Below are 14,097 nucleotides of genomic sequence, written 5' to 3'. Positions count from 1 at the left end.
CTACGGACTCTCTTTTTAGTGTGCCCATTGCGCTTATTAGGCCTGTCTGCCTTTTCATGCTTGGGGTAGCCGAGATGCTCTTCCATTTCTGCTTCTAGGGCAGTGTCGATGAAGGACTGCATGAGCTGCTTTTGAAAGTCTTTGATGTCATCGAAGCTTTTCATGCTGTTGGCCATTTGCTCAGCCAGTTTCTTGATGTCAGATTGGTTAGTCATTGCTTATTCTCCTGTTAGTGGATTATAAGCAGTTACACACTTTTTAGGAAATGCTCAATCTGGGTCTCCTCCTCTTAGTTAGCTACTAATACCATCAACAAATATCCTAAGTACTTGAGCACGCCTGATGAAGCATAATAGTCTTTAGTTAAAGCCATATTATTCTCTGACCTCTTACGCTTTTTCTGTACAACCCTTACTTCATAGCCATGAAAACTCTCACGAGCACCGACACGTATTGAGCTGTTGAGACTCAAGTCTTTTTTAACATCACTTACAGCTTGCTCGCTATATGCCCTAACCTGCCAATGACTGGCATCAATAAGCTGACAACCTACCAGCATAAAACTCTGTAGCATTTCAAGCTGGGCCTCCTTAATACCAAAATGAATCGATGAGTTATTTAAGTTTTGTTTGTGTGCAAATATTTCAATAAACATTCTCAACTGCTCAGGATTCTTTATAGACATCTGATACGCCCTATCTAATGCTCTAATTATTACTTCCTGGTTTTTACCACCTTTAGGCCTACCTAGTAATAGCCTGTCATCGTCGAACAGCTCACTAGCGCGCAGGTATAAGCATTTAGATTCATTTAAACTTATACCATGTCTAATAGCAACTTCAGGTAACAGCTCATCTCGAGAGTTTTCTTTTAACTCCTGTAGCTCCTTTAGAAAACCTATGACGTCCGCATATTTAGGATGAATGAAAATTGAATTTGTATTCGACTCTTTAAAGTCATCCAAATTACTATTTAACAGTTGCTGGCTAGTATTGTTATCAGGTTGATCTATATTCTTAAATAATGGTGTTTTATTAACAGCTGTTTTTTTAAGAAAGTATGATCTTATCTTATTTAACTTTACAGTCTTGGTCGTTGCATCATAAGCAGTTTTGTCTTGCCTATAGATAGCAGAGTAATCTAATCCTGTTATTAGCTCTAAAACTGTTATAGGTAACTCTAAGCAAGCTCTGTTAAGCCGCTCCCCTGCCAGCAGATGAGCAGTATGAATATAATGCTCAAAGGTTGTGTCGCATGTTAAATGCCCTGCAAAGCTAGCCAGCCCAATCCAAGCGCCTTGATCTTTATGATAGCCAAGGACGCCTTTTATGACTTTTTCGCACTGCTCATTATCATAATCAGTCATCACCTGTGCCAATGACGACTTACTTAGTACTAACGCCAGCTGACTAATCGTAGTATGCCTAAAGCTATGAAATGTGAAGTTGTGTTCTCCTAGCAATCTGTCCCAAATTAACTTCATAAGGTTACTAAAAACCACACTGGGTAACGGCTGATCACCTGAACCTTGAGAAAACAAGTAACGACGCTTCAATCTTTTCTGCTGACGATATAACTGAGTAAATTGTGTTAGCTCGTCTTTCTTAAGTAGGCAGTTAATCGGTATAAGGCGGCTTGCGCTGCTACTTTTCAATCTCCGATAGCGATTTGGTCTTAACCATATTTGTGGCTGCTGTATTCGTTGCCCATGCTCATCAATATAGATGTCAGCTATATCACGAACTTTAACACCGATAAGTTCTTTAATTCGCAACCCTGTTCGATACGCAAGACTTAACACTACTAGGCAAAGGTTTTTCTGTTCATCGTCTAAACCCGAATTGACCAGATACTCTTTCATCGCATGGTATATCCGAGGTGATATCATGTTCGCATTTACCACTTGGCGTTTATTACCCCATGGGAAATACACAAACGGCGCATTATAGGACGCTCGCTGATAATCATGGAAAGCTCGTAGTCTGCCGTAAGTAAATTTTTGAGTATCTTTAAGCTTATTTAGATATGAAACTTTGTTTTCATCTGCAAGCTCTCTAATTGAACTATCAATACTACTTTGATTTAACTCATCGTCTGCACAGCCAAATAAATCATCTTCTGTCTCTAGGCTGTCTTCACCAAAGCCTGAGTCTTTGTACAAAATAGACTGCTTTCTTCCATCCTTAATCTTACTTTGAATGATTTCCTCATATACAGCTTCAAAGTCCTCATCCGACCATTCATCAAGATTTTCATCCATTGTTAGCATCAGCCAATCACGACCAATACAGCCCACGTATTTACTGATGGTATCTAGTCTATTATTACTATCACTCAACAAGCTCTTTACCCACCCTAAAAGACGCGTGGCATTAGGTTGAGTAAACTCCTGCTGCAACAGCTCTAGTTGCACAATAGCTGAGTCTTTACTGCCCTTAAGGGCATCTTGAACTTCTTTAATTAGATTTTTACTAAAGCTTGGATATTCCCTACTATTGGTACTTTTTTTGTCTGATCCTGAATAACTTGCTACAAACAACTCTGACCAAGTAAGCGGCTGTGGGTTTGATTTAAACACCTCTTGATTATAATTAATAAGCTTATTTGTAGTTAAGCCCGTCGTTTTAATCCTGCCCTGTCTAACAATAGCCAGCGCAGTGTCTATATCGCCCCCCTTCATCTGCCGCCAATGATAGTCAGCGTATTTTATTAATTGTGATAAATGTGGTTTACTTTTATCTTTATTCTGTAGTTTTAGCTTCTTACAAATTTCATTAATAATGGTTTCAAACGATTTTACACCTTCTTTTTTTAACTTTTTATCTTTTAGCGCATATAAAAAGCAAAGTGTCATATCGTCAGGTATGTACTCGACATAGCGCTGTAAGCTTGTATCAGATATATCCCCTGAAGTATGACCTTGCGTATGAGAACAACCGTAATTGTCATCATCAATACTTAGCAAGATTAGCGCCAAACTCTCATGGTCGTTACCTGAACCTGGTAACTCATCAGTTGCTGGTACCTGCAATTGGTATATCTCACGTTCGCCTAGGAGCCATTGATAAAGTGCTTTTAACACATCTATGTCATCCAATCCCCCATACATCACGCTACAGTAGAGCACTGACTCAATCAAATCATTGTTTGAGAACCTTCTTTTTCGTTGCCACATTTCGATCATTTGCTGGCTAGCAAGGCTTACTTGAGCACCATTTACCATCCAATCATAAGATATTGTTAAATCATCACGCTCTGCTATGACTGGCACAACTGGTTCATCTAGATTCAGTTCATGAGCTTTGTTGTAACTCCGTATGTATTCTAAAAACCCTTGTCTGGCTAAGTAATAGGTATGTGCAGTATCAAAGCGTATCTCAAGCACGCTATCGATAGCTTGATAATATTCAGTTAAGTCTGCTCCTATGCTTAGAGAATTCTCATCAACATACGAAGCTATCAAAACTTTCGCCTCATTTTTGATACTCTCATGATTCTTGCTTTTATTTTCTTCTCTTAACTGATGAGCAACAGCATTATCCATATATATTCACCTCAACTTGTCGTAGTTTAAGCTCAACTGCAACTTTATCTAAGTCAGCGGATAACGCTTTTAGCTCATTAATGGATAATGACGACATTGGATGCATAGCCTCCTGATCTGGATGTTCATGACCATATAAGGCACATATCAAATGCTCAGGAGACCTATTCGTTAGTAGTGAACGTAATTGATGTCTTAGCCAATTATCTTGGTGACTAAAAAAATGTTTTATCTGATAGCGAACCTTACTAGGCGTAATACCGGCAAACCCTTTGGGATTTTGGCTAAATAGCTGAATGAGTGGCTGACTAGAGTTCAAAATATTATTTATAGGAAATTGGTCATTGGGATATATAGAATTATGCATGACCGCAAATTGCTTGATATACTCAATATAATTCTGAATGGCTGTGATTAAGAAATCACTAAGAGGAATAAGCCTTCCATGCCCTTGGCCATGACGCTCTTCTTTATCCGACACCCATAGCAGCCCCTGCCTAAAATCAAACTGATTTAAAAGCCCAGGCGCATGCTTTACGGGTCTAATCCCAGTCTGAATAAAGATGATGTGCCATAGCCAGACACCATAAGCATTAAACTGCTCAATATAGCGGTCCTGCCGTATATTGATGTTCCGCTTTAATCGTCCGTTATAACTCTCCGCTGCCTCAGCAAGCTCATCAAAAAACTTTTGGCAGATATCAGTATTTACAGTCATGTCACTACCGACATATTTTTTATATCGATTGCTTTTCGTGCTAGACATACTAAGCTGTCGCAGCTCACCTTGGCTGTCAGCAGTACAGTATTCGGTCAATAAATGTATAGCGCTGTAGTAGGTCTTCTCTAAGCTTATTGTCTCAATACTGGTGTAGTACAAAGGCGAGCTGTGTTTCACATCAACCCCAGTAATCATGTCGGCATGTAATGGCTCTTGCAGCTCATTCTTTATAACTGTATATAAACAAGCATCAATATGCTGATTTGATAACACTGGTAGCTCTAGTTGCGTTTTTAAGCTTGCCAGCACTTCAGATACTTCATCACTATCCACCAAAAACTTATTTGCAATAACTGCTTGTAGCCTAGCTGGCAGAGGTAATTTAAATTCATTATCATGGCTTTGACGATGCGGCAGTAAGTGACTTCTACGATTAGAAGTCACTTTAATCGTGTTACTCATAGCATAACTATCAGCAGCCGAACCGCTCTCATGACTCAACCACTTGCGCTGACTTTTATCCAGTTCTAACTCATAAATCACGTCTTGAATCTTCCGACCACTTAGTAGTGATAGTAATATGACCGCATAAACCTGACGCTGTTTATAGCTAACAACGCCAAAAAGCTGCCACACCCGAGCGAATAGCACTTGATAGCTTAGTAGGCTTAGTTGACGTAGGTTGGTAGGAAAATAAAACTGATTACGGCGGGCATGTCGATAATTGTTTTTTAGCTTCCATTGCTGTAATTCTGAGGATTTAGCGGTTGTCCTAGAAGGTTTAAAGTCATTATCTAAAAGCGCAGGCGGGTCGTCATCAGCAATATTTTCAGCGTCCGCCACGTTATCATTTTTATGGGGTCTGCCAAATATTGTGACTCGTATTGGCTCATCAGCACTATTAAAGTATCGCTTATTAGCGTGTTCCTTACTAAGCTCATTGTTTTGTGAGTTGGTATAGGTTTTACCTACAAACGCTTTGTTCTCTGCAACCACCTCATAGGCAAGTCTTATTTGACCAATTTTACCAGCCAGCTTTTTATTAACGATCCTGCCTAACTTTTCATCATTTCCGATTTGGGCTTCGTATTGACGTAACGCCGCTAATGCATCTGTGAGTGAAGCATGTTGAGCATGAATACTAATCAATTTTTTAATAATCTCAGTTTGTGGATTATTGTCCTTTAAGCCCATCCTTAGACGCACACTTAGCTGACTGACTTTGGCGGAGTGGTCATCCTTACGTATAGCAATCATAATAATTATTTGCAGATATGCACTCATAAACTGCCATGCTTCATTATCAATATGTGCTTGACCATACCTCTGGTAAAACAAGACCAGCATATAAGTGACTGCCCAATCCTCAATCTTTTTCTCTTTGACGACTGTCTTGGCAATAGCTTCACATTCAGACGATATAAATACCGGCATTTCTATGTTGGCATGTTCACTGATATGTAGGCAAAAGCCTGGATTAATATAAAGAGTATTAATAATCAGACTTTGTACTTTTATACAGTACGGTGAATCAGGTGGTACTAGCTGATCTAAAACCACTTTTAATTCGTTGTTATCAAATTTCTTTATATTCATTAGGGTGCACCACTCAACCAGCTCATACTTTGAGGAATACCTAGAACTCGATCTTCTACTGCAAACTTACATTGGCGATATTCATAACTACTCTGGCTAATACCTGCAAAATGGCAATACTCCTTTACCGTCAGTTGCCTAACCCCCATGAGCTGGCATATCACACTTTGAGGTGCAGTGCATTTAAGTGCTTTAAACAAATCAGGATGGTGAATACCTTTCAAGAACATCAAGTTTATAACCTCCATCCATGCGAGCTGCTGAACATCTTTAATACTTTCAGGGATTATTAAGCATGGGTGATCGCTATCATTCTCGAACCTTAAAACCTGATCGACTCTTTGGAAATCATTAAAGAAATAAAAAGCATCGTCCCCTCCATCAACCAAGCGCAGGGGTGGACGGTAGAAATTATCCAAAAACTTCATATTGATATAAGTCGTTTTAGGTCTCAATCTCTGCCAAACACATAAAGCGGCTTTAGCATACGGATGTACATACAAATCATCCTTACTAGGATTGGCAAGTTTTTGCCCAACCTTAAGTTTATTATTTTTCATTTTATTCATAGTAATAGTGAATATAACTCATGTTATTCAATAATCACTTAGGTGTCAAACGCTTTATTATTGTGGGGCTTAATATTGTAAAATAATCAGTATTATTAGATAGTTACCATTATTTCAGGCGCAAAAAAACCTCTTAACAATATAGAACATATAGTATTAAGAGGTTTTTATATTTTTTGTTTTTGTTAGGTGAGAAGATTAAATTTGGGGTTTGAATATGGGATGCATGAGTTGCCAAAGCGAGAGTGATTATGCTTAGTACCTAAGAGGAAAGCACCTTGAGATTCATTAAAGCAATCTAATTCAGATAAAATCAGTACAATACTTATAACAAACTCAATTAACGAAAAAACGATTGCTCATTGAATAGACTATCGTAAAATAGGATGATTCTCAATATACAGGCAAGCTATCATAAAGCTTGATTTTTAACTCCTGACACTTTTCATTGAACGTATCACCTTTCAAGTTAATGAGCTGATTCTGTACCCAAATGCGTATCGCCATATGATTATTAAAGCAACTATCCACCTCCAGAAAATTTGATATAGATGTTCCAGTGGGAATAGATAGCTCGCAAATGAGATGATTAGCAATGCGATTGGCTTCATCATCAATACTGCCCATTGGTTTGGACTCTTTACGTAATTCTTCATAGCTAATATTTAGCATAATACTACCCTCATTTTCTAATTGACCTTAAAATATATAATAAGTAGATCTTGCTAATATCTTTTACCTATTTATAGTTATAGTGAATATAGATATTTCGGTAATGAAGGATACCTATGACATAATAGTTATCTAGTCGACTAACTATTAATCGATAGTATTACTCTATCACTACTAACCACACTTTAAACTATATTATTATCACTAGCAAGCATTTTATTATCACTTTAGGGATTAAATAATGATTAAACTTAACCTTCCTGTCTTATTTGCTGAAAAAGGGATACGTGTTGCAGATGCAGATAGAATGTCTAAGCTTGGTAGGTCTACTCTCTATAGAATGTACAATAATGAAGTGACACGTATCGATTTTGAGACGCTTAATGAACTGTGCAAGTTATTAGACTGCAAACCAGGCGATATTATTCTCTATGAAGAGGATGATCCAAGCGAAGATAATTAGATGATGACCACTAAGCATCAGTCCTATAAAACATTCTCTCAGAAAAGAAAATCTTTAAATCGATAGTGAATTAGTCTCTTGCCTGATGATAAGGCTAACAAAGCACTAATTTGAAAGGCAACGAATCCGAACCCTTCATTCTAAAAGTAGTTAAAAATTTTAGCTGATATGGAATTGTTGAATTTAAGATTTGAATACATTAACAACAGTATCTATTTACATCTATGAAATAAATTATAAGGTCATGCTCATATGAATACTTTTGACTTAAAAAAACACCTAAGCATTGATGAGATGATTACATATATGAAGCTTTATAACTTCGGAGAAGTTAGTAAGAAAAACGCTATTACTTTAGTAAAAGACTTGGTCAGAGAGGATAAACTAAAATTAGCTATTTGGTATAAGGGTAAATTCATCCATGAAATAACAACAGCTATTCAAGGTGAAACAGACAAAATAGATTTTGAAACTGAGCTTGAAAACGGCTTTCTAAACGGTGCTTATATACTAATAGATAATGAACACATTCTAAGTTTATTAGCAAAACCTGGGGCTGAACAAGCTAATCTGCAAATTACAGAATTCCCTGAAGAAAAGCTCTATTTTAAGTTTACTGCGAAAGAAATGAATGACTACTATAACCAGAAAAGTTCTATTATGGAAGCAGGCATTCCTTACTCATCTTTCTTTATAGATAGAGCAGACTATGTTCTAGAGATAGATGATATTAGAATTGGGAAAGATAGCTTAAATAAGTTGATAGATAAGCCTGATACTCAGCAGCAGTTAATAAAGAAAGATGAGAAAATTGCTGAGTTGGAAAAACAATTAGAAAAAGCCTCCAACCAAACTGAGTTAGAAAATCCTGTTCAACCATCAAATACACAACGTTTAAATTTCTACAAATCAATAATAGTTAAATCAAATTATCATTTAGCTTATCTATTAAAACAGCTTGACTATCAGAATGCGTTAACTAAGGACGATATTGCCAATACGATTATATCCTATATGGAAGATATGGCTTCGCATATAAGTGATAAAGAAGGTGTTAAAGCTTCCTCCATAATCGTGAAGTTAGAGACTATAAAAACGAAACATATGCAAGGATTAAGTTTTAAATCAGGCGCTCAATCAAGTAGCGTTAAAAAGAAAAGCCGTAAAGATTTACTTTTTGATAGGACAAAACCGCCTATTTATAACAATGATAAATAGGTATTACGAAGAAACTTCCCGTAATCACATGATCACGACACCGCAATCCCTCTTTCTAGAGGGGTTTTTTTTGTCTAACCTATTTCATGTAAGCCATAACAGTCCGTTATGGCATAAGATAAACCGTTACGGAGTTTATATAAATGGCTAGTCAAATACCTCAAATAACTTTGGTAAATCAGTTACAGAATGAAAATTCTGATGATACCCAATTGATTGCTAGTTCAGTATTGCCACATCAGGGCATGAGTCGTGCTAGTACGATACTACCCCTACTTCCTTTCGGTAGCAGCACTCTATGGGAATGGTCAAAAAGCGGGAAATTTCCTGCACCGGTGAAATTATCACCAACTATTACTGCATGGCGTAATCGTGACGTACTGAATTGGCTTGAACATTGGCACTCTGATGAATCTGAAATTAACAATTCTGATAATAACGAAGTTGATGGGTGCTAATATGATAGATATTAAAAACGCCCCTAACGCGGCAAACGTAGGGGCATTAGTTAAATATGAACAATTCAATACCCAAATCATAGCAAACCTAAGTATTATTACGAGTATAACACCGAAAACGTTAACTAAAAAGCGGATGTTAGGCGCTAATGGTGACATGATAACCGATACCATAGCGCAAATGACCGAAGGCAAGGCACTAAATGTAAGCATTACTAGTATTCGGCAATTAGCGAACATACTAGACAGTTTAGAACATAATCAGGCTGTAACGTGGGGTATTCATGCCGGCAAGAATAATGAAACGCTGCTATTAAGTAGTAAGATTTATAAGGAACAAGGCGGCCCAGATAATGCATTAACACGAACAAACAACCACTTTAGATGGGGCAATCACGGCGGCGTTATGATGCTTGATTGTGATGATAAAACACTGTCAAAGGCGGACTTTATTAAAGCCGTTAATGAAGTTATACCGCTTAATAATATACCTTACATATGGCGGCCAAGCTCAAGTAGCTATATTTATAATGGTAATGAGCAATTAACCGGCTTAACAGGTCAAAGGCTTTATATTTTTGTGACTGATGCAAGCGACATAGCACGCGCTGGCAAGATATTGTTCGAACGTCTATGGCTAAATGGTCATGGTTACTACGCTATAAGCAAAGCTGGCAGCTACTTAGAACGATCACCCATTGATGCCGCCGTGTTTCAGCCTAGCCGCCTAGACTTTGCCGCTGGCTCGCATTGCATTAAACCGTTAGAGCAGCGAGTAGTAGCAACAGAATGCCATGAAGGGCAGCCACTTGATACAAAGGCCGCATTACCTGAACTGACAACCAAACAGCAAAAAACACTAGCCGAAATCAAGATACAAGCTAAAGCGCCTTATGCTGATGAAGTGGCAGAGATACGGGCAGTATTCAGCCATGATAAAGCTATTGCTAACCTAACTAAGCAAGGCATTACAGAGCCTACAGACGACCAGCTAACAGCCGCAAAAAGCAACGTACTACGCGCTATTAATATGGACGTTTTGGCAGGTGACTTTATCATCACACTGGCAGACGGCAAACAGATAAGCATAGGTGATGCTTTAGATAATCCAGAACAATATCATGGGGCAATCACTAAAGATCCGTTAGAGCCTGACTATAATAATTACAGCAACACAGGCAAACTATATATTCAAGGCCAAAGTCCGCGCCTATTTAGCCAAGCACATGGTGGTAAAACATATAAGTTGATAAAGCAACCTCACCGGCTTGAGCACGTTGCTGGCAAGACGTCAGACACCACATTAAAAACGCTTAGAATAATGCAAGCCTCGCCAGATTATTATGATATGGGGGACCAACTAGTAAGTATTAGAGACGGCAATATATTACGGTTTAGTGAATCTTTATTAGAGCATGAGTTAGGCGTTATAAATCAGTATTGGCAGGGGCAAAAAACTGGAAGGACAATGCATGAGCGGCTGATTGATCCGCCAACGAAGGTTATTAAGCAAATACTATCAATGCATAAGCACAGGGACCTAAAGCCGCTTAATGCTGTTATAAGCGCGCCGACAATCACCCATGACAACCATATAGTAAGTAAACAGGGTTATGATAAAAGTACAAAGCTATATCTTGATTGCTTAGATCACGGCGTTAGCGTAGCAGCATTAGTAAGTGAGCAGGACGCTATAGCCGCATACAATGAGTTAATGAAACCGTTTAATACGTTCGACTTTGCAGACGATGTAAGCCGCAGCGTAGCATTATCCGCCGTACTAACAGCGATAACGCGCCCCACGCAAGCAACCGCGCCAGCCTTTGCTTTTGATGCACCCAAACAAGGTAGCGGCAAAACCTACTTTTGCGAGTGTTTAGGATTACTTGCAACTGGTACAGCCCCAGCTATGACACCAAGTATTGAAAAGAACGAGGACGAAATACGCAAAACCTTATTATCTATGGTCATAGAAGGACGGCGTTTTATTATCTGGGATAACGTGATGGGGCATTTTAACAGCGCTACTATGGCCTCATTTTTAACATCGGAACGCTTCAGCGGACGTATATTAGGCTCAAGTCAAAGCGTAGAAGTAGCACACCGCGCCATGCTTTTATTGACGGGTAATAACATAACCTTAGTGGGCGATATGCCGCGCCGTGTTCTAACTTGCCGTTTTGATACTGGCATAGAGAACCCCACACAAGCACAGCGCAATTTATCCGCTATTGATGGATTGAAACCAGCCGCATATATAGAGCGTAATCGATACAAACTAGCAGCCGCCGCTATTACTTTAATACGTGGCTACCTTCAAAGTAATGAACACCGCGCCGGCGGTATGGCTAAAGATAGATTGCCTAGTTTTGAGGACTGGGACACCGTAGCACGCCAGCCCGTGTTATGGCTATCTACACAAGTAGAAGGACTGACAGACCCTAAACGCTCGATTGATGACAACATGGAGAGAGACCCAGAACATGAAACGCTAAGCGAGTTACTAGCATGCATTTATAAATGGCGAAGTAATATAATATTTAATGCTAGGGAATTGTACGATCAAGCCTTAATTCATGCTCAAGTAGATAATAATTTACAAGAAATATTATTAGACTTAAACGGCGGTAAGTCATTGAGCAGCCGATCAGTAGGCGCAATACTAAAGTTTAGGCATGGGCGCATTGCAAACGGTTTAAAATTGGAACTATCCAAAGCCAGTACTAAGGGAAATAGCTTTAAAGTAACAAAGCTTGTATGACTTATGGTTAAGCATTAACAAACGTAGATATGAGCCAAGCATTAGATTGTTTGGCTTTTTATTCGTGGTCATTAATAACCAAAAAAGGTAGGAGTAATAGGACTAGTAGAACTGTATAACCCTAATGGTTTTAAAAATTACTATAATAATAGAATGTATATTATATATAGGTGAGGTGAAATGACCCTACTACTGCTACTTGTCCTACCTTTATTAACGCCTATCCACCCGACATCAGAAAATAGCACCTGAATGATCTATCAAGTCTATTGAGCTAAATTTATATTAAGTATCATTTTTAAGCTTTACTGTCAGTATGTGCAATAATAATAGTCAAATGTTAGGAAGTACTTATGCAAGAGTTACTACAGTTGCCACTGCAAATACAAGCTACATTGGTCGCAGGTTATTTAGGTTACATAATATTAAAACGTGACTATAGAAAAACTGAAAAACTTACTGATGTTTGGATGTTCGTATTACTCCTTGGTTTACCAACTGCTCTCACCGTCCAACTATGGGAGTCAAATTGGGCTTATCTAGCGGTGCTGTCTGGACCGATTATTGCTTATTTATGGTTGAAATTTGCTGACTATAAATGGACTGATTTTTTGTACAAAAGCAAAGTTAGTCATAATATGAATACAGGTGACGTTTGGAAAACGCTATCTTCTCATAAAGGCGTAGCGGCAACTCAAATAAAATTAGTGCATAAAAATGGTAATCAATATTTATGTAGTAGTACAATGGAGTTTTTTGGAGATGTGTTTGCCCCATTTATTATGGACGAAGATGGTATTGCCTTTTATGTTACCGACACTAAAGGCAAAGAGGATGTAGACTGGACAGAAGTGGGACAGGTTAAACTAGAACCAGAATTTGGTAGTATGATTACTTACTTTCCTCGTGCCGATATAGAGTTTTTAGAAATGAGATATACAACAAAATTAAAATAAAGTTAGTAAAGAACTATTTATGTGGGTTATGTGGTGGTTTGGGTGGTGGTCTATGTGATGCTGGACGTTGTCCATTATCGCTTAGTGGCCAGCCACCTCGGTCTGATTTTTTGTCACCGTTGGAACTTGAATCACTGTTATTTGGATTAGCCATAGTCATGTCCTAACACTTTAGAGAAGTTTATTTATGTGGATTATGTGGTGGTTTGGGTGGTTTGCTAGTTGATTCCGGGTTCTGTCCGATTGCGGCATCACCTATAGAACCACGAATTTTTCCGCCTTGGTCTGATATTTCTTTGCGATCTGAACTCGTACTACCGTTACTTGGATTACCCATAGTTACATCCTAATATTTATGAAGAAAATGTCTGTAAGTAACATTAAATGTAAAGCCTTAACTTAAGCCCACCACCTAATATAAAACAGCTATAGCTTACATTATAGTGGGTTCTTTATGTTTGGAATCAATATTTAAGAAATTAGTGATCATAACTCAGAAGGTCATATGAATATTAAAGTCATAAATTAATGTGCGTAAAGAAAATACTTACAAAGTAAGACCTAACAAAGCTAAAAACAGTGTCACTAAAAATTATTGTTGGTATTATTGTTGGTATTATCGATATATATAAATATAAGACCTATATATTACAATATATACAGCTAACACTTTACTTCCTGCCGTTCCGACCAAACACAGCAGTAATAGAGAAAAGCCAATCATTGTTTTCAATGGTTGGCTTTTTTTTGTGCTAAATTTGGCTAGGGATTGTATGATGTATTCAAAGAACAAATGATAGAAATGTGGGCAGGGCTAGAAATGATTAAGTAAAAGGTATTTACTCATACTCTTGTGCTGTCACTACCTTGCAGCTACTTTGATAAAGGGTATAAAGGTGTGAATATGGATTATGTTATTGCTTTAGAAGAAGGTAAATTTGACAAATATATATGTTTATCAAACATTATCGATATTTTGTGCCTTGTATCTACTGAGTGTACTTCATACTATATTGCCAGTTATCTCAAATATCATAAATTTCATACCAAAGCCAAAGCCTACTACATAGACGTTAGCAGTGCAGAGGTATTACCTATCTACAATCAGAGTGAAGTAATTACTTCTTTATTTGAAGATA

12 protein-coding genes are annotated in these 14,097 nt (G+C 37.9%); 6 read left to right on the top strand and 6 right to left on the bottom strand.

Going from position 1 to position 14,097, the window contains the following annotated elements:
- The 5 genes from CXF61_RS04225 to CXF61_RS04205 all read right to left on the bottom strand — a co-directional run.
- A partial coding sequence (locus CXF61_RS04225; RefSeq protein ID WP_193834179.1) for a transposase occupies positions 1-215 on the bottom strand: 215 nt, incomplete at its 3' end.
- Positions 216-289: 74 nt separating this feature from the next.
- A complete protein-coding gene (locus CXF61_RS04220; protein ID WP_165597270.1) occupies positions 290-3,544 on the bottom strand; it encodes a site-specific integrase in 3,255 nt (1,084 codons plus the stop codon).
- A complete protein-coding gene (locus CXF61_RS04215) occupies positions 3,537-5,861 on the bottom strand; it encodes a hypothetical protein (RefSeq protein ID WP_165597269.1) in 2,325 nt (774 codons plus the stop codon). Before CXF61_RS04215 ends, CXF61_RS04220 begins: the two co-directional genes overlap by 8 nt.
- On the bottom strand, positions 5,861-6,421 hold the full coding sequence (locus CXF61_RS04210; RefSeq protein WP_165597268.1) for a hypothetical protein: 561 nt from the start codon (positions 6,419-6,421) through the stop codon (positions 5,861-5,863). The genes CXF61_RS04215 and CXF61_RS04210 overlap by 1 nt, the downstream gene beginning before the upstream one ends.
- 402 nt (positions 6,422-6,823) lie before the next feature.
- Positions 6,824-7,102: a hypothetical protein gene (locus tag CXF61_RS04205; RefSeq protein WP_165597267.1), complete on the bottom strand. Its 279-nt coding sequence runs from the start codon at positions 7,100-7,102 to the stop codon at positions 6,824-6,826.
- A 241-nt stretch (positions 7,103-7,343) separates the two neighbouring features.
- Here CXF61_RS04205 and CXF61_RS04200 point away from each other — a divergent pair, with 241 nt between their 5' ends.
- The 5 genes from CXF61_RS04200 (at position 7,344) to CXF61_RS04180 (ending at position 12,958) form a co-directional block, all read left to right on the top strand.
- Positions 7,344-7,565 carry a helix-turn-helix domain-containing protein gene (locus CXF61_RS04200; RefSeq protein WP_165597266.1) on the top strand — a complete coding sequence of 74 codons (222 nt, stop codon included), beginning with the start codon at positions 7,344-7,346 and terminating at the stop codon, positions 7,563-7,565.
- Positions 7,566-7,817: 252 nt separating this feature from the next.
- The gene (locus tag CXF61_RS04195; protein WP_165597265.1) at positions 7,818-8,783 is read left to right on the top strand and encodes a hypothetical protein; all 966 of its coding nucleotides are present in this window, start codon (positions 7,818-7,820) and stop codon (positions 8,781-8,783) included.
- Positions 8,784-8,926: 143 nt separating this feature from the next.
- Positions 8,927-9,241 (top strand): helix-turn-helix transcriptional regulator, encoded by a 315-nt coding sequence (locus CXF61_RS04190; RefSeq protein ID WP_165597264.1) that lies wholly within the window; start codon positions 8,927-8,929, stop codon positions 9,239-9,241.
- A 1-nt stretch (position 9,242) separates the two neighbouring features.
- Positions 9,243-12,002: a hypothetical protein gene (locus CXF61_RS04185; RefSeq protein WP_165597263.1), complete on the top strand. Its 2,760-nt coding sequence runs from the start codon at positions 9,243-9,245 to the stop codon at positions 12,000-12,002.
- A 353-nt stretch (positions 12,003-12,355) separates the two neighbouring features.
- Positions 12,356-12,958 carry a hypothetical protein gene (locus CXF61_RS04180; protein WP_165597262.1) on the top strand — a complete coding sequence of 201 codons (603 nt, stop codon included), beginning with the start codon at positions 12,356-12,358 and terminating at the stop codon, positions 12,956-12,958.
- A gap of 13 nt (positions 12,959-12,971) precedes the next feature.
- Here the strand turns inward: CXF61_RS04180 and CXF61_RS04175 are convergent, their stop codons facing one another.
- The gene (locus CXF61_RS04175; protein ID WP_165597261.1) at positions 12,972-13,112 is read right to left on the bottom strand and encodes a hypothetical protein; all 141 of its coding nucleotides are present in this window, start codon (positions 13,110-13,112) and stop codon (positions 12,972-12,974) included.
- A 750-nt stretch (positions 13,113-13,862) separates the two neighbouring features.
- On the opposite strand from CXF61_RS04175, the gene CXF61_RS14135 reads away from it, so the two are divergent.
- Positions 13,863-14,097 (top strand): hypothetical protein (locus CXF61_RS14135; RefSeq protein ID WP_227526592.1); only part of this gene is annotated, 235 nt, incomplete at its 3' end.

The sequence above is a fragment of the Psychrobacter sp. 4Dc genome (assembly GCF_002836715.1).
Taxonomy (GTDB): domain Bacteria; phylum Pseudomonadota; class Gammaproteobacteria; order Pseudomonadales; family Moraxellaceae; genus Psychrobacter.
Note: the sequence above shows the minus strand (reverse complement) of the source record. Positions and strands in the feature narration are given on the sequence as shown.